Genomic DNA, 18595 nt, shown 5'->3' with positions numbered 1-18595 from the left:
TATGACCGACTGTTTGCCGGTTGACCTGCGGACTCCTGGGCTCCGCTGTTGGTCTAGTTGTGACGATTAGATGACTACCTCTTGCTTTTCTTAGTAAATATTCATTAGCGTCCCGATCACTCCATCGCACCTGCTGCCGCAGCTGTTGCATGACGACTCGGGAGGGTCTACCCCTATGCGTGTTTCTCGGATCAGCCGGACCCGGTACGCGGCGGTGGGCCTCGTGCTCGCCACGGCGGGCGCCCTCGCGCTCCCGGCCGGTACCGCCGTCGCGGCGCCCGCGCCCGCGGCCGGCTCGACCACCGGCCCGCTGCTGAGCTACGTGGTCAACACCAAGGCCAACCACGGCCAGGTGCAGAAGGTGGAGAAGGCGATCACCACCCTGGGCGGCACGGTGGTGTACTCCTACGAGCAGATCGGCGTCGTGGTCGCCCGCTCGAACGACACCGCGTTCGCCGAGAAGCTGCGCCAGGTCAAGGGCGTCGACTCGGTCGGCGCGAGCCGCACCAAGGGCATCCTCGCCGCCGACCAGGGCAAGGCCGACGTCGCCGCCGAGCCCGCCGCGGCCCCCGCCGCCGGTCAGGAGCCGTACGAGGCCAACCAGTGGGACATGCGCCAGATCGGCGTCGACAAGGCGCACAAGATCTCGCTCGGCAGCCGCAACGTGACCGTCGGCGTGCTGGACTCGGGCATCGACGCCACCCACGAGGACCTGGCCCCCAACGTGGACGCCTCGCAGTCGGTCTCCTGCGTCGACGGCAAGCCGAACACCGACTGGAAGGCCTGGCAGCCGACCACCAGCGACCACGGCACCCACGTGGCCGGCACCATCGCCGCCGCCAAGAACGGCAAGGGCATCGTCGGCATCGCGCCGAACGTGAAGCTGGCGGCGGTCAAGGTCGTCGACGACGGCGGCTTCATCTACCCGGAGAACGCGGTCTGCGGCTTCGTGTGGGCCGGCGAGCACGGCTTCAAGGTGACCAACAACAGCTACTACGTCGACCCGTGGATGTTCAACTGCCCGAACGACAAGGACCAGGAGGCGATCACCGCCGCCGTCCGCAAGGCGGTCGCGTTCTCGCAGCGCAAGGGCGTCCTCAACGTGGCCGCGGCCGGTAACGAGAACATCGACCTGGCCCACAAGACCACCGACGTCTCCAGCCCGGACGACACCACCCCGGGCACCCGCCCGGTCACCAACGACTGCCTGTCGCTGCCGACCGAGCTGCCGGGCGTCGTCGCCGTCTCCGCCGTCGGCGTCAAGGGCGAGAAGTCGTACTACTCCAGCTACGGCAAGGGCGTCGTGACCGTCGCCGCGCCGGGTGGCGACCGCCGCTACCAGATCCCGGACACCCCGGACAAGGACGGCCGGATCCTGTCCACCATCCCGGGCAACAAGTACGGCTACATGCAGGGCACGTCGATGGCCACCCCGCACGTCACCGGTGTCGTCGCGCTGCTCGCCAGCACCTTCCCGTGGGCCAGCCCCGAGGAGCTGACCGAGCTGCTGACCAACCAGGCCGAGTCGCACGCCTGCCCGACCGGGGACTTCAACCCGGGCGGCGCCGGCCAGTGGAAGGCGACCTGCGAGGGCGACGAGAACGACAACGGCTTCTACGGCGCGGGCATCATCAACGCCGAGAAGGCGGTCCAGTGGTGGCGCTGACGCGCCGACCGCGTGGAACAGCCGAGCACCTGAGCACCTGAGCACTTGAGCACCGGGGAGCGGGCCCACTGGGTCCCGCTCCCCGGTCGTTTTTGAGTACCCGTACTCAGGTCCGCCGGTGGCCCGCTCGCCAGGATGGATCCGTACCGAACGGAAGCATCAGGGGAGTTGAGCGGCATGGCACACACCGACACCGGTTGGAACGCGGTCCCGGCCCGGCCGGCCGGCGGCGGGCGCAGCTGGCCCTGGTTCGTCCTGGGCGGGGCCGAACTCCTCGCCGCGGGCCCGATGCTGGCGCAGTTCGTGGTCGTGGGCCTGATGTGCGGCGTGATGGGGCTCGCGGCCGGCGCCTCCGTCGGCGCGGTGGCGGGGCTGATCGCGATGCTCGCCGCCGGCCCGCTCACCGGCCTGCTCGTGGCGGGCCTCGGCGCGGCCCTGATCCCCGCGAAGGTCCGCCGGAGGAACGGCGCCGCGGTCTTCGCCCTGCTCATGGGCGGCCTGCTGGCCGGCACCACGATCGAGTACCTCGACTGGATCCACCCCGCGGTGCGTTAACTCTCGAAGTGGTGCTCCCACACCGTCTCGACCGCCGGCTTGCCGTGCAGGTCCGGCACCTCCTGGAGCCAGGCCGGGCGGCCGGCCCTCGTCCGGGCGGCCCGCCGCCGCTCGGCCTCGCGCAGCTGCTCGGGCGTGGCGAAGCCCTCCGGCAGCCACTCGGCGGACAGCACCGCGCGGGCGGCCAGGTGCGTGACGTACGCGTGCCGCACCGCGTCCACCGAGTCGAACCCGGGCTCGTCGGCCAGCCATTCGTCCGGGACGAGCGCCAGCACCTCCTCCAGCAGCCCGACGGTCACCAGCGGCCCCAGGTCCTCGTCGGCCAGCCGGACGTCCGGGGCGCAGCCGCCGAGCGCGTGTGCGCTGAGGTCGTAGCGCTTGCCGACGGCCGCCTCCGCGGTGGACCAGCGGTGGTGGAAGATCAGCGCGGCGCCGTTGTCGATGAGCCAGAGCCGCCCGTGCCAGACCACGAGGTTGGGGTTGTGCACGGTGCGGTCGACGTTGCCGGTGAGGGCGTCCAGCCAGACCACCCGGCCGGCCTCGGCGGAGCCGACGGGGACCAGTCCGGGCCGGTAGTCGCGCGCGCCGGGCAGCAGGTCCATCCCGAGGTTGAGTCCGGCGCTGGCCCTGAGCATGTCCTGGATCTCGGTGTCCGGTTCGTCCGCGGCGACCGCCGGGTCGAAGTCCACCAGCCGCAGCTCCGGCACGCGCAGGCCGAGCCGCCGCGCGAGCTCGCCGACGATCACCTCGGCGACCAGCGCCTTGCGCCCCTGCGCGGCGCCGGTGAACTTCACGACGTAGGTGCCGAGGTCGTCGGTCTCCACGACGCCGGGCACGGAGCCGCCGGCCCGCAGCGGGTCCACGTAGCGCACTGCTGTCACCAGTTCGAGCACATCCGCCACCCTACGGCCTCCGCGTCCGGGCGCGAGCCCCGGAAGGCCCGGTCCGCGGCCCTGTGGTTGGCTTGCCGCTGAGATCGGAACCACCACACGAGGAGTACAGGTCATGGGACAGGTGCTGGCCACCACCGAGCGGGTCTACGACGCCGCCCCGGAGCGGGTGTACGAGGCGCTGGCCGACTACCAGGTGACCCGCCCGAAGCTGCTGCCCGCGCAGTACAGCGAGTACGAGGTCCGGGCCGGCGGCACCGGGGCCGGCACCCAGGTGCACTGGAAGCTCCAGGCCACCGAGAAGCGCGTGCGGGACTGCCTGTTCACGGTCTCGGCCCCGAAGCCGGACCAGCTGGTGGAGAAGGATGCCAACTCCAGCATGGTGATCACCTGGACCGTCTCGGCGGCGGGCGAGGGCCGGTCGAAGGTGACGGTCTCGGCGACCTGGCAGGGCGCCGGCGGCATCGGCGGCTTCTTCGAGCGCACCTTCGCCCCGAAGGGCCTGAACCGCATCCACGATGAGGTGCTCGCGAACCTGGCCGCCGAGGTGCGCTGAACCACCCCGGGGGGCCCGGGAAATCGCCCGGGATTTCGAGGGGTCCGACCACCCGTACGAGCCGCGAGCCGTACGGGTGGACGGCCCGCCACCTGCGGGTGACGGGGGCCGCCCGGCACGGCGATGCCACCCTAGGCTCGCCGCCGTGCATATGACGATCCTTCACATTTCGCAGCCGGTGGACGGCGGGGTGGCCCGCGTCGTCGTCGATCTGGTCCGGGGCCAGCGGGAGGCCGGCCACCGGGTGCTGGTGGCCTGTCCGCGCGGCGGCCGGCTGGCCGAGGAGGCCGCCGCCGTGGGCGCGCTGGTCCAGGACTGGCCCGCCGAGCGCTCGCCCGGGCCGGGGACGGCCAAGGAGGCCTGGCGGCTGCGCCGGATCGTCCGGGCCGCCGCGCCCGACGTGGTCCACCTGCACAGTGCCAAGGCCGGGCTGGCCGGCCGGCTGGCCGTGCGCGGCGCGGTGCCGACCGTCTTCCAGCCGCACGCCTGGTCCTTCGCCGCCGTGGACGGCCCGCTGGCGGCCGCCACCCTGCGCTGGGAGCGCTTCGCGACCCGCTGGGCGCACCGGCTGCTGTGCGTCAGCGTCCAGGAGCGGGCCGACGGCGTCGCCGCGGGGGTGCACGCCGACTGGGCGGTGGTGCCCAACGGCGTGGACGTCCGCCACTACGCGCCCGCCGACCGCCGGGCCGCCCGGATCGCGCTCGGCCTGGACCTGGACGCCCCGCTGGCCGTCTGCGTGGGGCGGCTGTGCCGGCAGAAGGGGCAGGACGTGCTGCTGGCGGCCTGGCCCGAGGTGGTCCGCCGGGTGCCGCAGGCGCGGCTGGCACTGGTCGGCGGCGGGCCGGACGAGCAGGCCCTCGCGGAGACGGTGCGGGCGTCGGCCGAGCCGTCCCGGGTGCGGATGGTGGGGGACGTGCCGGATCCGCGGCCGTGGCTCGCGGCGGCCGACCTCGTGGTGCTGCCCTCGCGCTGGGAGGGGATGGCGCTCGCCCCGCTGGAGGCGATGGCCGCGGGCCGTCCGGTGCTGTTGACCGACGTGTCCGGGGCCCGCGAGTGCCTGCCGTCCGCCGCGCACGGGCAGGCCGTCGTCCCGGCGGAGGACGCGGCGGCGCTGGCCACCCGAATGGCCGAAGCGCTGTCCGATCCGATCGAGTGCGAGCGCCGCGGCGCCGGGCTGCGCGACCACGTGGTCGCCCGTCATGACGTCCGCACGGTGGTCGAACAGGTGGACGTCCTGTACCGCCACCTGCTGGGTGCCGGTCCGGCCGCCGGACGCCGCCGCACCCGTGTCCCAGAGCGGATCTGATCGTTTCACATGCCGTGAATGCCCGCTGACGAGGCGCTGGCGTATTCGCACCCTCAACCGGATAAGGACGAGGCGTCAAATCAGAAATACCTATTAATGGGCGGCTGGAATGAAATGGCAAGTCATCCTCCGGCCCGCAAGTCCGGGTTCGGTATTGTCTGATTTTGCCTGCTTCGTTTCGATTTTTCCCCGGGAATTCGCGAGAGAATCGAGAGCCGCCGGCGGCAGCAGGTGCTGTCAGGACCGCGCCCACCGGGCCCGGGCGGCCGCCCCGCGCCAACCGGCGCCAGGGCTCCGCCACCCCGGGCACACAGCAGGGGAGTTCGTGCGCTGATGACCATTGACCACGACAGTGTGCCGCGATCCGGCCGGCCCCTGTCCGGCCCGCGGCGACCCGGCACCGGGCTGCTCGACCGGCCGGCCGGGGCCGCGCGGGCCCGCGCGGTGGCGCCGGGGCACCGGCACCGCAGGGCGGTCCGCTCCCGGCTCGCACTGCCGCTCGCGCTGGTCCAGGTCGACGCGATCGCGCTGTGCGCCGCCGCCGGCATCGCCAACCGCTTCCTCGACTCCGCGGTGCGGGTCGCCCCGCTGCTCGGCGTCGCCGCCGTCCTGCCCCTCCTGCTCGTCCTCAACCTGGCCGGCGGCCTCTACCGCACCCGGCTCACCCTGTCCGTCCTGGACGAACTGCCCGCGCTGGCCGTGCGCGCCGCGGTCGCCACCGCCTTCGCCGTCACCCTCACCGGCTGCCTGGACGGCCGCTGGCCCGACTGCGGCCCGGCCACCCCGGCCCGGCTCACCGCGCTGCTCGGCGCCCAGCTGCTGGTCGCCGTCGTCGGCCGCGCCGTCCTCTACCACCTCGTCCGCCGGATCCGCCGCAGCCGCCCCAGCCCCGTCCTGGTGCTCGGCGCCGGCCGGCTCGGCCACCGGGTCGCCGCCGCCCTCAACGCGCGCGGCGAGTACGGGATGCGCCCCGTCGGCTTCCTCGACGCGGACCCGCCGCTGCTGGCCGGCGACACCGACCTGCCCGTCCTCGGTGGCCGCGAGGTCCTGGAGCGCGAGGTCCGCCGCCACCGCGTCCAGCACGTCGTCGCCACCGCCGGCGCCGCCGACGAGGCCGAGACCGCCGCGACCCTGCGCGACGCCGTCCGGCTCGGCTGCCAGGTCTGGCTGGTGCCCGCCCTGCGCGAGTACGGCTCGCTGCCCACCGCGCCGCCGGCCGCCGGCGACCACCTCTGGGGCTTCCCCTGCCTCCAGGTCGGGCGCCCCGCGATGCGCCGCCCCGGCTGGGCCGCCAAGCGCGCCCTGGACGTCGCCGCCGCCGGCCTCGGCCTGCTGCTGCTCGCCCCGGTCCTCGTGCTGTGCGCGCTCGCCGTCCGCTTCGACACCGGCCCTGGCGTGCTCTTCCGCCAGCAGCGCACCGGGCTGGACGGCCGGGTCTTCACCGTCCTCAAGTTCCGCACCCTGCGCCCCAGCAACGAGCACGAGTCGGCCACCCGCTGGAACATCTCCCAGGACCACCGGATGGGCGCCGTCGGCAAGCTGCTGCGCAAGAGCTCGCTGGACGAGCTGCCGCAGCTGTGGAACGTCCTGCGCGGCGACATGAGCCTCGTCGGCCCGCGCCCGGAACGCCCCTACTTCGTCATGCGGTTCAGCCAGGCCTACCCCGAGTACGCGGACCGCCACCGCGTCCCGGTCGGCCTCACCGGCCTGGCCCAGGTCAACGGCCTGCGCGGGGACACCTCGATCGAGGACCGGGCCCGCTTCGACAACCGCTACATCGAGAGCTGGAGCCTCTGGCAGGACGTCAAGATCCTCTGCCGGACCGCGGCCCTGATGCTCCACCCGGACGGGAGCTGACCTTTCGTGGCCCTCACCCTCCCCGCCGCGGCCCGGCCGCTGGCCTTACGCAAGGCCCTGCCCGCGCTCGCCGACCGGCCGAGCCTGCTCGCCGCGGCGACCGTGCTCCTGGTGTGCGTGCCCACCGGCGAGAAGGACGTCACCGCCGCCGTCCACATCACCGCCGCCGACCTCGCCTCGCTGGCGCTGGTCGCCCTCACCGCCTACAACCTGCTGCGCGGGCGGCTGCCCGTCGTCGCCCGCGCCACCTGTGCGCAGTTCGCCGCGGTCGTGCTCGCCGCCGCCGTGGCCACCGTCGGCTCGATCGACCCGGCCAGCAGCGTCACCGGCTTCGTCCGGCTCGTCCAGGTCTTCGTCCTGGTCCCGGCCGCGGTGCTCTGCTCGCTGCGCGACCGCACCGACCAGCGGCTCGTCCTCGGCTCCTTCGTGGCCGCCGCGCTCATCGAGGGCGCCGTCGGCGCCGACCAGTACCTGACCCGCACCGGCGCCTCGTACACCGGCCAGCCGATCCGCGCCGTCGGCACGTTCGGCGCGCTCGACATCATGGCGATGTCCACCGTCGTCAGCTACGGCCTGCTCGCGGCCCTGGCCCTCGCCCTCGCCGAACGCGGACCCGGCGGCAGCGTCCGGCTGCGGCGCGCGATGTACGCCTCCGCCGCCTTCCTCGCCTTCCCGCTCGCCGTCTCCTTCAGCCGCGGCAGCTGGATCGCCACCGGTGTCGCCGTCACCGTCCTGCTGCTGCGCGCCGACGCCCGGCTGCTCGTGCGCGGTGTCGTGCTCGGCGCGGCCGCCGCCGTCGTCCTCGTCGGCGGACTCGGCCTCGGCGCCTCCGGGGTCACCGAGCGGCTCAGCTCGATCGGCTCCGTCGAGGCCGCCCCCGACCAGTCCGTCTCCGACCGCTACGACCTGTGGTCGACCGCCACCCGGATCTGGCAGGACCACCCCGTCCACGGCGCCGGTCCCAAGGCCTTCCAGCAGCTGCGCGACAGCCACGCCCCACTGCGGCTGTCCTCCGGCAGCGACGCCGCCGACCCCACCATCGGCTTCCAGCGCGAGCCGCTGCTCTCCCCGCACAACATGTACTTCCTGGTGCTCAGCGAACAGGGACTGATCGGCATCGTCGCCTACGCCGCGCTCTTCCTCGGCCTGCTGCTCGGCTGCCTGCGCCGCTCCCGCGGCCCCGGCCTCGCCGCCCTGGCGCTGCTGACCTGGGTGCTCGTCGACTTCCTCTACGCCGACATCGGCGGCACCACCACCGTGCTGACCTCCGTCGTCCTCGGCCTCGCCGCCCGCGCCGCGACCCCGGAGGCCTGACATGACGACGGACCGGCCCGCGCTCGTCCCGACGCTGCCCGCGCCCCGCCAGGCCCCGCCCGCCGAGGCCGTGCCCGGCGGCCCCGGCCCGGCCCCCCGGCGCGGCTTCCTCGCCAAGGCCTTCGGCATCACCGCCGTCCTCAGCGCCGCCGGCTCCGCCCTCGGGCTCCTGCGCGACCTCCTGCTGGCCCGCTACTTCGGCGCCAACCAGGGCACCGACGCCTTCCTGGTCTCCTGGACGGTGCCCGAGACGGCCGCGCCGCTGCTGATCGAGGACGCCATGTCCTTCCTCATGGTGCCCGCGTTCGCCCTCGCCCTGGTGCTGCGCGAGGAGCGCCCGGACGGCCCGGACCCGGTCCGCCAGCTCGTCCGGGCCACCCTGCCGTGGCTGCTGCTCGCCCTCAGCGCCCTCGCCCTCGGCACCGCGATCGGCGCGCCCCAGCTCGTCGAACTGCTCGCCCCCGGCCTCGGCGACCCCGCCCTCGCCGTCTCCTGCACCCGGATCACCGCGATCACCGTGCTGCCGTTCGGCGTGGCCGGCTACCTCGCCGCCGCGCTGCGCGCCCACCACTGCTTCACCGCGCCGGCCGGCATCTACGTCGCCTACAACGTCGGCATCCTGGCCGTGATGCTGAGCTGCCAGGCCCTCCTCGGCGTCCGCTCGGCCGCCGTCGGCGTCGCGGTCGGCAGCGCCCTGATGGCCGTCCTGCTCGTCGCCCCGTTCGCCCGCCGGCTGCGGACGGGCCGGGCCGCGCGCTCGGGCCGCTCGCGCCACGCCCTGGTCCTGATGCCGTTCGCCCTGCTGCCGGTCGCGGCCTTCACCCTGACCCGCCAGTCCCAGGTGTTCGTCGAGCGCTACCTCGGCTCCGCACTTCCGCCCGGCACCATCTCGCACCTCAACTATGCCGCCAAGGTCTCCCAACTCGCCATGACGGCGGGCATCCTGATCTGCACCGTCACCTTCCCGCTGGTCGCCCGCGCGCTCGCGGCCGGCGACCTCACCACCGCCCGCGACCGGGTGGAGAAGGACCTCGGGCAGGCCGCAGCCGTCGTCCTGCTCGGCACCGCGTTCCTGATGGCCTGCGCGCCCTCGGTCGTCTCACTGCTCTTCCAGCGCGGAGCCTTCGGCCCGCAGGACACCGCCGCCACCGCCGCCGTCATCCGGGTCTACAGCTTCGGGCTGCCCGCCCAGGCGCTGATCGGCGTGATGATCCGCCCGTACTTCTCGCTGCGCCCCGTCGTGCGCCGGGCCGACGAGCCGGGCACCGACGACGGGGGGCGGCGCCTGCTCGACTGGTACCCGGTCGCGGCGATGCTGCTCGGCCTCGCCGTCACCGTGGCCGTCGGCCTGCTCGCCACACCCCGCTTCGGCGCGCTCGGCCTCGCCGCCGGGAACGCGGCCGGAATCACCACCACCGCGGCCCTGCTGCTGCGCGGCCTCGTGCTGCGCGGCATCCCGCTGCGGCTGCGCCGGGTGCTCGGCGGCCACGGCCGGCTGCTGGCAGCCGCCGCCGGCGCCACCGCGCTCGGCACCTGCGCGGCCGGCCTCACCGCCGACCCCCTGCTCTCGACCGTGTTCGGGGGGCTGGCCGTGGCGCTGGCCTTCGCCGCCCTCGGCACCGGCCTCGGTGCCAGGGAGGTCCGCGGTCCGGTCCTCGCCGCCGTCCGGGTCCTGAACCCGCCAACCGTCGCCGATGAAGGGAAGCTTCCCCATGGACACTGAACGGGGAACCGTCCGTTCGGCCGCCCAGGCGGGCGCCACCGACGCCCCACCGCACCGGGCGCGACTGCCCCGCAGCCGCAACCCGATCGGCGAACCGCCCGGCCCCGGCTCCACCTCGCCGTGGATCCTGATGTACCACTCGGTGGCGGTCGAGGAGGAGGACCCCTACCGACTCACCGTCAACCCCGAGCGGTTCGCCGAACAGATCGCCTGGCTGCACCGGCGCGGCCGGCGCGGCGTCTCGGTCCGCGAGCTGATGCGGGCCCGCGCCGCCGGACGGGACGACAAGCTCGTCGGACTCACCTTCGACGACGGCTACGCCGACTTCGCCCGGCACGCGGTACCGATTCTGCAGGCGTACGGCTTCACCGCCACCGCCTACGTCGTCGCCGACCTGCTCGGCCGGGCCAACGACTGGGACGCCGAGGGCCCGCGCAAGCAGCTCCTCACCGTCCAGGAGGTCACCGAACTCGCCGCCGCCGGCTGGGAGATCGGCTCGCACGGCCTCGGTCACCAGTCGCTGCCCGGCCTGCCCGCCGATGTCCTCGCGACCCAGACCCGGGAGAGCCGCAGGCTCCTGGAGGAGGTCGTCGGCGGCCCGGTCACCGGCTTCTGCTACCCGTACGGCGACGTCGACCTGCCCGCCGCCCTGGCCGTCCGCGACGCCGGCTACGACTACGCCGTGGCGATCGCCCACTCCCCGCTCACCGGCCGCTTCGCGCTGCCCCGCTGCTACGTCGGCGACCGCGACGGCGCCTGGCGGCTGCGCGCCAAGCGCGGCCGGCACCGGCTGCGCGACACCGTCACCGAGCTGCGCCGCGCCCGGCTCGCCCTCCGGAGGGCGGCACGGTGAGGGTCCTGCACATCGTCACCGGCCTCGCCTCCGGCGGTGCCGAGCGCCAACTCCAGCTGCTGCTACGGCACTTGCCGCCGCACCAGCAGTGCGAGGTGCTCGCCCTCACCAACCCCGGCACGGTCGCCGCCGCCCTGCGCGCCGACGGCTTCACCGTCCACCACCTCGACATGCGCGGCAACCGGGACCTCGGCGCGCTGCCCCGGCTGGTCCGGCTGGTGCGCAGCGGCCGCTACGACCTCGTGCACACCCACCTCTACCGGGCGCAGCTGTACGGCCGGCTCGCGGCGCGACTGGCCGGGGTCCGTGCGGTGGTGTCCACCGAGCACTCGCTGCACGCCGGGGTGATCGAGGGCCGCCCGGTCACGCGCGGCGTCAAGGGCCTCTACCTGGTGGCCGAGCGGCTCGGGACCACCACCGTCGCGGTCTCCCGCCAGGTCGCCCAGACGCTGCACGCGTGGGGCGTCCCGCCGGCCCGGGTCGAGCTGATCCCGAACGGCATCGACGCCGCGCGCTTCCGCCGGCCGGACGGCGAGCGGGCCACCGCCCGGCGCCGGCTGCGCGCCGAACTCGGCCTGCCGGAGGGGAGCTGGGTGGTCGGCGGGATCGGCCGCCTGGTACCGGGCAAGCGCTTCGGCGTCCTGCTGGAGGCGCTCGCCGAACTCGACCCGGACGCCCGGCTGGTGCTGATCGGCGAGGGCCCGGAGCGCGCCGCCCTGGAGCGGATGGCCGCCGAACTGGGCGTCCGGGAAAGGCTGGTGCTCACCGGCGAACGCGACGACGTGCCGGAGCTGCTGACCGCACTGGACGTGCTCGCCGCCCCCTCGACCGAGGAGACCTTCGGCCTCGGCGTCCTGGAGGGGCTCGCGGCCGGCCTGCCGGTGCGGCACAGCGCCTGCCCCGCGCTCGACGAACTGCCGCCCAGCGCCGCCCCGCAGGCCCGCCGCATCCCGTCCGAGCCCGCCGCGTTCGCGACCGCGCTGCGCGAGCTGCGGCACCTGAACGACCACTCCGCCGGCCCGCTGCCGCACCCTCCGGCGGTCGGCCACTACGACATCGTCCGCGTCGCCGCCGACCTGGGCGCCCTCTACGACCGCCTGGCGCGCGCTTGACGGCCCACCGGCCCGCTCACCGAAGGGCCGCCGTGCGTGCGGCCCTGATCTCCAAGGAGTCACACCCATGACCACACCGCGCCGAAGTGCCCGCCGCCTGGTCCGCCGCTGGTGGCCGGTGGCGCTCGCGGTGCCGCTGGGCGCCGCGGCCGGCGCCGGGTACGCCGTCGTCGCGCACCCCTCGTACTCCGCCAGCGCCTACGTGCTCGTGGTGCCGCAGAACGCGGGGGAGGCCGCCACCGCGACCAACTTCGCCCAGGCGTACGGGCGGCTGGCCGGCCAGCCGCAGGTGCTCGCCGCGGCCGCCGCCGAGACCGGGCACACCCTCACCGACCTGGGGAACCTGGTGCACGGGACGACCTCGCCGGACGCCCCGATGATCGAGATCACCGGGACCGGCACCCGGGCCCAGGAGGCCGCCCAGACCGCCGACGCGGTGGCCCGCTCGCTGGTCTCCTTCGCCAACACGAGCAGCAGGGACACCGGTGTCCGGCTGGTCACGCTGGCACCGGCCGCCGCGCCGGACAAGCCGACCACGCCGTCCGGCAGCCTGGACGTCGCGGTCGGCGGCGCGGCCGGGCTGCTGCTGGGCGCGCTGGTGATGATGACCCGCCGCCGCGGCGACGCCGAGGCGCCCGTCGCCCCCGGGGTCCCGGAAGCCCCGGAGGCCCCGGAGGCGACCGCTCCGAGCGCTCCGCGCCCGCGGACCGAGGAGGCCCCCGCCCGGACGGCCGCCGGGCCCGCGGGCAAGGCCGCCGGGAAGCCGGCCGAGAAGCCGGGCCGGGCCGAGAAGGCGGCCGACAAGCCCGCCGGCGCCGCCGGGGCCGAGGCGGAGCCCCCGGCCAAGGAGAAGGCCGCGACCGGGAGCGCGCGATGAGGACCGAGTCCCGGGCCGCCGGCCTGCCCGCCCAGGCCGCTCCGCCGGCCGGTCCCGACCCGGCGCCGGGCCCGGTCTGGACCGCCGAGCTGCGCCGCGAGGACGACGCCCTCGACGCCCTCGCCGAGGAGTGGGACGCCCTGGCCGCCCGCTGCCGGACCACCACCTTCTTCCAGGCCGCCGACTGGCAGCGCTCGTGGTGGCGCCACTACGGCACCCCGGGCGGCCTGCTGGTGGTGACCGTCCGCCGGGACGGCCTGCTGGTCGGCGCGGGCGCCTTCCGGCGGCGCGGCGGCCCGCTCGGCGGGCTGACCGCCCTCGGCGACGGACTGGTCGACTTCACCGACGTCCTGCTCGACGACGACTGCGCCGACCGGGCCGCCGCCGTGTTCGCCGCCGCCCTCCCGCTCACCCGGCCGTGGCACACGCTGGAGCTGCGCGAGGTCCACCCCGAGGCGGCCGTGCAGAAGGTGTTCGAGCACTGGCGCGGCCGGCGCCGCCGGTTCGCCGACTCGCTCTGCCAGTACCTGCCGGCCGTGTCGATGGAGCAGCTGCTCAAGCGGGTGCCCGGCAAGACCGCCCAGCGCAGCCGGGTGAAGCTGCGCAAGATCGCCGAGGCGGGCGTGGAGGTCGGCTCGACGCCGGTGGCGGAGGTGCCGGCGGCGCTGGAGGCCCTGCTGCGGCTGCACTTCCTCCAGTGGCAGGAGCGCGGGGTGACCCCGGAGCACCGCACCGAGCGCTTCGCCCGGCACCTGGTCGAGTCCACGACCGGGATGGTCGCCTCCGGCCGGGCCGCCGTGCACCAGTTCCGGCTGAACGGCGAGCTGATGGCGGTGAACCTGCTGCTGCTCTGCCCGTCCTTCGGCGGCCTGTACATGTACGGGGCGCACCCGCAGTTGCGCGAGAAGATCGACATCGCCGGGCTCCTGTTCGCCGCGGCGCTGGACGAGACGGTCGGCGCCGGGATCCCGGTGCTGAGCCTGCTGCGCGGCCAGGAGCCGTACAAGCAGCGCTGGCGGCCGGACCAGCTGCCCAACCAGCGGCTGCTGTTCGGCCCGCGGGGCCCGGCCCCGGTGGCGACCGCCAGGGCCGGTGTCATCCGGGCCCGGCAGGCGGTGGCGCACGTCCTGCGGACCCGCTTCCCGCGTCTCAAGGAGGCGCTGCTGGCCCGCCGCCGCGCCTGAGCTCCCGGGTGCCGGGCGCTTCCTACCGCCGGGCCGGGGTCCCGCTCGGCGAGGGGGAGACGGCGGGTGATGGGGACGGCGCCAGGGAACCGGTGGGCGAGGCTCCGGCCGACGGGCTCTGGCCGGCCGGGGTGCCCGGCGGGGTCGGCACGGCGGGCCCGGAGGGCAGGACGGGCACGGCCGGTGCGGTCGGGACCGGGGGCGCCGTCGGGACGACCGCCGGCGCCCCCTTCGAGCCCGCCATCAGCTGCTTGAACCGCGCGCTGGAGCGCGGGTTGCGGTCGCACCCGAAGAAGCCGTGGGGGCAGTAGTCCGTGACGGTCTGGTAGGCGGTGTCGTGGGTGCGCATCCACTCGACCATGCGCTGCACGTAGTCCGGGTTGTCGCCGTTGCGGAACAGGCCCCACTCCGGGTACGAGACCTGCTTGCCGCGCTTGGCGGCGAACTCCACCTGGTCCTGGAGCCCGTACGGCTCGCGCACGTGGTCGTCGAAGGTGGCCCCGGCGGGCTGGTCGTAGCTGTCCATGCCGATGATGTCGACGACGTCGTCGCCGGGGTAGCACTTGGTCCACGGGATCGCGTCCAGCCCGCGGTTGGGTGCGAAGTCGAAGCGGAAGTGCTGCCCGGGCACCGAGCGCATGACCTTGACGATCCGCCGCCAGTACGCCTTCCAGGCGGTCGGGTCGGGCTTGCAGCGGTGGGTGTAGGTGACGCCGTTCATCTCCCAGCCGGGGGTCAGCACGGTGTCCGCGCCGCCGAGGGCGACCAGCCGGTGGGCGAGCTTGAGGAAGTGCCGGTCGAAGTCGCCGTGCGCGCCCTGGCCGAGCAGCTTGGCCACCTGGCCGTCCGGCACGTTCGCCTCGTTGGGCGCCAGCATCGGCACGCCGAGCACGAGCACCCGGGACGGGTCGGCGAGCCGCCACTGCGACCACATGCCGAGCACCACCGGCTCGCCCTCGACGTCCGCCCAGCTGTTGCCCGCCAGGTAGGTGTGGCCGACCTGGAGGTTGGCGTTGCCGAGCCACTGCGCGTACCGGCCGATCTGCGGGATGTAGTTGTCCCACGAGCCGACGAACGCGCCGAAGGGCGGTTCGTGCCGGGGCCGCTGGACGGCCGGGCGGGGCGCGGCGCCGCGCGGTTCGAAGGCGTCGGACGAGAGGGCGTGCCGTTCGCCCTGGCTGAGCGGTGTCCCGGCCGGGACACCGACGGTGGCCGTCAGCAGCAGGGCGGCGGCGGCCAGCGTCAGGCGGCCGATGCGCATGGTCTCTCCCGGGCGTCACGGGTGGGGCGGGTGGGGGAGCGCGGACGGACCGTGGCGCTCCGCTCGCCGACAGTAGGCCCGTCGGGCGTCGGAAAAGCCGAATGTCACCCTAAAGTGGGCGATATTCGAACGCCGTCTGCCGCAGCGGCACCCCGGGTGCCCGCCGTGTATCACCTCTGTAACAGTCCGGACCGGCCCCGGAGCTCGCCCCCGGCGGACCGCGCGGAGCGGCGCCGGACCCGGTCGGCACCGACGGCGCAGGTCGGCGGCGGGGTGCGCGCGGCGGCCGTGCGCGCTCCGGTGCGCGGTCCGCACTGCGGGACCCGGACGATTCCCGGCTGACTCGCGTGCCCGCCGAAAGGTACCCTCCGCAACGTGTCCTGGAAGCCGCTGCGTGTACTGACCCCCCGCTCGATCCTGCCCGCCGTCGCGGTGATGCTGGTCCTTGCGGCCGGAGCGGCGGCGCACGCCAACAAGCCGGTGCCGTTCGGCGACCGGGTGGCGGGGCCGGGCGACGCGGAGGCCACGCCGGTGAACTCGCAGTCCCTGAGCGCGGCCGACCTGGAGCTGAAGGTCGTCGGGCCCGGCCTGGAGGCGGTCCACCGCGGGACCGGCGAGCAGGCCTGGTCCTACCGCCGCGAGGGCGCCAACGCGCTGTACCTGGCGATGGCCGGCGACAACGCCATCGTGGTCTGGGACGACGGCCTGATCACCTCGGTGCGCCCGGGCGACCACGAGGTGCGCTGGCACCGCGCCGTGCCCGGCCTGGCCGACTGGCTGCGCGGCGACGGCGAGCCGGGCGCCGACAAGCGGACCGACGAGCAGCGCAGGCAGCTCGCCCAGGACCGGGCCGCGGCGGCGCTGCACACCGTCCAGAAGGCGTCCCCGTGGGTGGCGATCGTCACCCCGAACCTGACCATGGGCCTGCGCGACGCCGACGGCGACCTGCGCTACAACGGCAAGCCCCCGGGCAGCTGCCTCTACGACCCGCTGCGCACGGTCGGCACCGACTACGCGGTGCTCGTCCCGCGCAGCTGCCTCGGGAGCAGCGGGCAGCCGGTCTCCGGCGGCATCACCGGCTACCGGCTGGACAGCACCGGGTGGGAGCTCAGCGCCGGGCCGGCCGCGCAGGTCAAGCTGCTGGACCGCACCCGGGTGCAGATCACGGACGGTCCGATCGTCCCGGCCAAGGTGTTCGACACCGTGGCCGCGGCGCCCGTCGTCCCGTGCGAGAGCCCGGCCGCGCCGTTCGCCGCCGTGCGCCCGCAGAACGCCTGCACCGACCCGTCGGCCACGCCGACGGCGGACGTGCCGCCCGCCCAGGCGCCGGACCCGGCGGCCGGTCAGCCGACTCCGGCGGCCACCGACCCATCGACCGCCGCCGCCACCGACCAGGCCTCGGCGACGCCGCAGTCGTAGCGTCCGGGCCGTCCCGCCACGGGCCGCCGGTACCCCGGGGCGGTAATCCCCCCGGGGGGTTCCCGCGCGGCCCGGTAGACTTGCCGTCATGGCTGTTCTCTCCGGGCACTAGCGGGCGAGTGTCGGCGCCCCGTGCGCCGTGCCGACCGCCGACGAGCCCCCTCCCGCCGCCCGGCCCTGTGCACCGCCCAGGCTGCCCGCCCACGTCCCAGGAGTAGTACCCGGCCATGATTTCCGCGAACGCCCTTGAGCTGCGCGCAGGCGCCCGCATTCTGATCGAGTCCGCGAGCTTCAAGGTCGCCGCCGGCGACCGGATCGGTCTGGTCGGGCGCAACGGCGCCGGCAAGACCACGCTCACCAAGGTGCTGGCCGGCGAGGGCCTGCCCGCCGCCGGCACGGTGACCCGCTCCGGCGAGGTCGGCTACCTCCCGCAGGACCCGCGCACCGGCGACCTCGACGTCCTCGCCAAGGACCGCATCCTCTCCGCGCGCGGCCTCGACACCGTGCTCAAGAAGATGCGCGAGAACGAGGACCGGATGGCCAACGGCAAGGGCGCCACCCAGGACAACGCGATGAAGAAGTACGCCCGCCTGGAGACCGAGTTCCTCACCAAGGGCGGGTACGCCGCCGAGGCCGAGGCCGCCACGATCGCCGCCGCGCTGGGCCTGCCGGACCGCATCCTCGGCCAGCCGCTGCACACCCTGTCCGGTGGTCAGCGCCGCCGCGTCGAGCTCGCCCGGATCCTCTTCTCCGACTCCGACGTGCTGCTCCTCGACGAGCCCACCAACCACCTGGACGCGGACTCCATCGTCTGGCTGCGGGACTTCCTGAAGACGTACAAGGGCGGCTTCATCGTCATCTCGCACGACGTCGACCTGGTCGAGACGGTCGTCAACAAGGTCTTCTACCTGGACGCCAACCGCTCCTGCGTCGACGTCTACAACATGGGCTGGAAGCAGTACCAGCAGCAGCGCGAGGACGACGAGAAGCGCCGCAAGCGCGAGCGGGCCAACGCCGAGAAGAAGGCCGCGACGCTGAACGCGCAGGCCGACAAGATGCGCGCCAAGGCGACCAAGACGGTGGCCGCGCAGAACATGGCCCGCCGCGCCGACAAGCTGCTCTCCGGCCTGGAGCAGGTCCGGATGAACGACAAGGTCGCCAAGCTGCGCTTCCCCGACCCGGCCCCCTGCGGCAAGACCCCGCTGACCGCCAGCGGCCTGTCCAAGTCCTACGGCTCGCTGGAGATCTTCACCGACGTCGACCTGGCGATCGACCGGGGTTCCCGGGTCGTCGTGCTGGGCTTCAACGGCGCCGGCAAGACCACCCTGCTGCGGATGCTCGCCGGGGTGGAGGCGCCGGACACCGGCGAGGTCATCCCGGGCCACGGCCTGAAGATCGGCTACTACGCCCAGGAGCACGAGACGCTCGACCCGGACCGCAGCGTCCTGGAGAACATGCGCTCGGCCGCGCCGGACACCGACCTGGTGCAGATCCGCAAGATCCTCGGCTCCTTCCTGTTCTCCGGCGACGACGTGGACAAGCCGGCCGGGGTGCTCTCCGGCGGTGAGAAGACCCGTCTGGCGCTGGCCACCCTGGTGGTCTCCTCCGCCAACGTGCTGCTGCTGGACGAGCCCACCAACAACCTCGACCCGGCCAGCCGCGAGGAGATCCTGGGCGCGCTGCGCGAGTTCTCCGGCGCGGTCGTGCTGGTCACCCACGACGAGGGCGCGGTCGAGGCGCTCGACCCGGAGCGGATCATCCTGCTGCCGGACGGCGTGGAGGACCTGTGGAACCCGTCCTACGCCGATCTGGTCTCGCTCGCCTGACCGGAAGTAGACGCCCCCTCCCCTTTTCGGACCAGAAAACCTAGTCCTTACGGCGTGTCCGGGAATGAAGCAGTCCCGGATTCCGTTTAAGGAGCTTCCGTGGGGGGGGGGGCGGGGGGCCGGGGGGGGGGGGCGGGGGGGGGGGGGGGGGGGGGGGGCCGCGGGCGCGCCCGCGCGCGCCCGGGCGCCCGCGCCG

The 18595-nt window shown here is 74.6% G+C and carries 16 protein-coding genes; 14 read left to right on the top strand and 2 right to left on the bottom strand.

Going from position 1 to position 18595, the window contains the following annotated elements; translation table 11 throughout:
• The first annotated feature begins 175 nt into the window (after nt 1-175).
• Nucleotides 176-1666 carry a S8 family serine peptidase gene (locus tag ACFV4G_RS29245; protein WP_380445116.1) on the top strand — a complete coding sequence of 497 codons (1491 nt, stop codon included), beginning with the start codon at nt 176-178 and terminating at the stop codon, nt 1664-1666.
• Between the two features lie 177 nt (nt 1667-1843).
• Nucleotides 1844-2221, top strand: a complete 378-nt coding sequence (locus ACFV4G_RS29240; protein ID WP_380445115.1) for a hypothetical protein — start codon at nt 1844-1846, stop codon at nt 2219-2221.
• Here ACFV4G_RS29240 and ACFV4G_RS29235 read toward each other — a convergent pair.
• Nucleotides 2218-3114 carry a HipA family kinase gene (locus ACFV4G_RS29235; RefSeq protein WP_380445114.1) on the bottom strand — a complete coding sequence of 299 codons (897 nt, stop codon included), beginning with the start codon at nt 3112-3114 and terminating at the stop codon, nt 2218-2220. The genes ACFV4G_RS29240 and ACFV4G_RS29235 overlap by 4 nt on opposite strands.
• Before the next feature lie 112 nt (nt 3115-3226).
• Here ACFV4G_RS29235 and ACFV4G_RS29230 point away from each other — a divergent pair, with 112 nt between their 5' ends.
• The 10 genes from ACFV4G_RS29230 (at nt 3227) to ACFV4G_RS29185 (ending at nt 13893) form a co-directional block, all read left to right on the top strand.
• Nucleotides 3227-3667, top strand: a complete 441-nt coding sequence (locus ACFV4G_RS29230) for an SRPBCC family protein (protein ID WP_359961043.1) — start codon at nt 3227-3229, stop codon at nt 3665-3667.
• A 151-nt stretch (nt 3668-3818) separates the two neighbouring features.
• Complete coding sequence (locus ACFV4G_RS29225) at nt 3819-4973, top strand: glycosyltransferase (RefSeq protein WP_380445113.1); 1155 nt, start codon at nt 3819-3821, stop codon at nt 4971-4973.
• Nucleotides 4974-4991: 18 nt separating this feature from the next.
• Nucleotides 4992-5135 (top strand): hypothetical protein, encoded by a 144-nt coding sequence (locus ACFV4G_RS29220; protein ID WP_380445112.1) that lies wholly within the window; start codon nt 4992-4994, stop codon nt 5133-5135.
• A gap of 171 nt (nt 5136-5306) precedes the next feature.
• Complete coding sequence (locus ACFV4G_RS29215) at nt 5307-6830, top strand: exopolysaccharide biosynthesis polyprenyl glycosylphosphotransferase (RefSeq protein ID WP_380445111.1); 1524 nt, start codon at nt 5307-5309, stop codon at nt 6828-6830.
• A 6-nt stretch (nt 6831-6836) separates the two neighbouring features.
• Nucleotides 6837-8144: an O-antigen ligase family protein gene (locus ACFV4G_RS29210; RefSeq protein ID WP_380445110.1), complete on the top strand. Its 1308-nt coding sequence runs from the start codon at nt 6837-6839 to the stop codon at nt 8142-8144.
• Nucleotide 8145: 1 nt separating this feature from the next.
• Nucleotides 8146-9867: a lipid II flippase MurJ gene (locus ACFV4G_RS29205; protein WP_380445109.1), complete on the top strand. Its 1722-nt coding sequence runs from the start codon at nt 8146-8148 to the stop codon at nt 9865-9867.
• Nucleotides 9857-10720: a polysaccharide deacetylase family protein gene (locus ACFV4G_RS29200; RefSeq protein WP_380445108.1), complete on the top strand. Its 864-nt coding sequence runs from the start codon at nt 9857-9859 to the stop codon at nt 10718-10720. The genes ACFV4G_RS29205 and ACFV4G_RS29200 overlap by 11 nt, the downstream gene beginning before the upstream one ends.
• Nucleotides 10717-11832 (top strand): glycosyltransferase, encoded by a 1116-nt coding sequence (locus ACFV4G_RS29195; protein WP_380445107.1) that lies wholly within the window; start codon nt 10717-10719, stop codon nt 11830-11832. Before ACFV4G_RS29200 ends, ACFV4G_RS29195 begins: the two co-directional genes overlap by 4 nt.
• A 67-nt stretch (nt 11833-11899) precedes the next feature.
• Entirely contained in the window at nt 11900-12709 is an 810-nt protein-coding gene (locus tag ACFV4G_RS29190; protein WP_380445106.1) for a Wzz/FepE/Etk N-terminal domain-containing protein, read from the top strand.
• On the top strand, nt 12706-13893 hold the full coding sequence (locus tag ACFV4G_RS29185) for a GNAT family N-acetyltransferase (RefSeq protein ID WP_380445105.1): 1188 nt from the start codon (nt 12706-12708) through the stop codon (nt 13891-13893). The genes ACFV4G_RS29190 and ACFV4G_RS29185 overlap by 4 nt, the downstream gene beginning before the upstream one ends.
• 22 nt (nt 13894-13915) lie before the next feature.
• Here ACFV4G_RS29185 and ACFV4G_RS29180 read toward each other — a convergent pair whose 3' ends face one another.
• A complete protein-coding gene (locus tag ACFV4G_RS29180; protein WP_380445104.1) occupies nt 13916-15154 on the bottom strand; it encodes a glycoside hydrolase family 26 protein in 1239 nt (412 codons plus the stop codon).
• Between the two features lie 375 nt (nt 15155-15529).
• Here ACFV4G_RS29180 and ACFV4G_RS29175 point away from each other — a divergent pair, with 375 nt between their 5' ends.
• The gene (locus tag ACFV4G_RS29175) at nt 15530-16573 is read left to right on the top strand and encodes a hypothetical protein (protein WP_380445103.1); all 1044 of its coding nucleotides are present in this window, start codon (nt 15530-15532) and stop codon (nt 16571-16573) included.
• Between the two features lie 227 nt (nt 16574-16800).
• A complete protein-coding gene (locus ACFV4G_RS29170; protein WP_380445102.1) occupies nt 16801-18399 on the top strand; it encodes an ABC-F family ATP-binding cassette domain-containing protein in 1599 nt (532 codons plus the stop codon).
• Nucleotides 18400-18595: the final 196 nt, after the last annotated feature.

It is taken from the genome of Kitasatospora sp. NPDC059747 (genome assembly GCF_042732955.1).
Lineage (GTDB): Bacteria > Actinomycetota > Actinomycetes > Streptomycetales > Streptomycetaceae > Kitasatospora.
Note: the sequence above shows the minus strand (reverse complement) of the source record. Positions and strands in the feature narration are given on the sequence as shown.

Bases quoted from the DNA above. Each gene is read 5' to 3' on its own strand.
- ACFV4G_RS29245 (WP_380445116.1), top strand. From the start codon at position 176: ATGCGTGTTTCTCGGATCAGCCGGACCCGGTACGCGGCGGTGGGCCTC.
- ACFV4G_RS29240 (WP_380445115.1), top strand. From the start codon at position 1,844: ATGGCACACACCGACACCGGTTGGAACGCGGTCCCGGCCCGGCCGGCC.
- ACFV4G_RS29230 (WP_359961043.1), top strand. From the start codon at position 3,227: ATGGGACAGGTGCTGGCCACCACCGAGCGGGTCTACGACGCCGCCCCG.
- ACFV4G_RS29225 (WP_380445113.1), top strand. From the start codon at position 3,819: ATGACGATCCTTCACATTTCGCAGCCGGTGGACGGCGGGGTGGCCCGC.
- ACFV4G_RS29220 (WP_380445112.1), top strand. From the start codon at position 4,992: ATGCCCGCTGACGAGGCGCTGGCGTATTCGCACCCTCAACCGGATAAG.
- ACFV4G_RS29215 (WP_380445111.1), top strand. From the start codon at position 5,307: ATGACCATTGACCACGACAGTGTGCCGCGATCCGGCCGGCCCCTGTCC.
- ACFV4G_RS29205 (WP_380445109.1), top strand. From the start codon at position 8,146: ATGACGACGGACCGGCCCGCGCTCGTCCCGACGCTGCCCGCGCCCCGC.
- ACFV4G_RS29200 (WP_380445108.1), top strand. From the start codon at position 9,857: ATGGACACTGAACGGGGAACCGTCCGTTCGGCCGCCCAGGCGGGCGCC.
- ACFV4G_RS29190 (WP_380445106.1), top strand. From the start codon at position 11,900: ATGACCACACCGCGCCGAAGTGCCCGCCGCCTGGTCCGCCGCTGGTGG.
- ACFV4G_RS29185 (WP_380445105.1), top strand. From the start codon at position 12,706: ATGAGGACCGAGTCCCGGGCCGCCGGCCTGCCCGCCCAGGCCGCTCCG.
- ACFV4G_RS29180 (WP_380445104.1), bottom strand. From the start codon at position 15,154: ATGCGCATCGGCCGCCTGACGCTGGCCGCCGCCGCCCTGCTGCTGACG.
- ACFV4G_RS29170 (WP_380445102.1), top strand. From the start codon at position 16,801: ATGATTTCCGCGAACGCCCTTGAGCTGCGCGCAGGCGCCCGCATTCTG.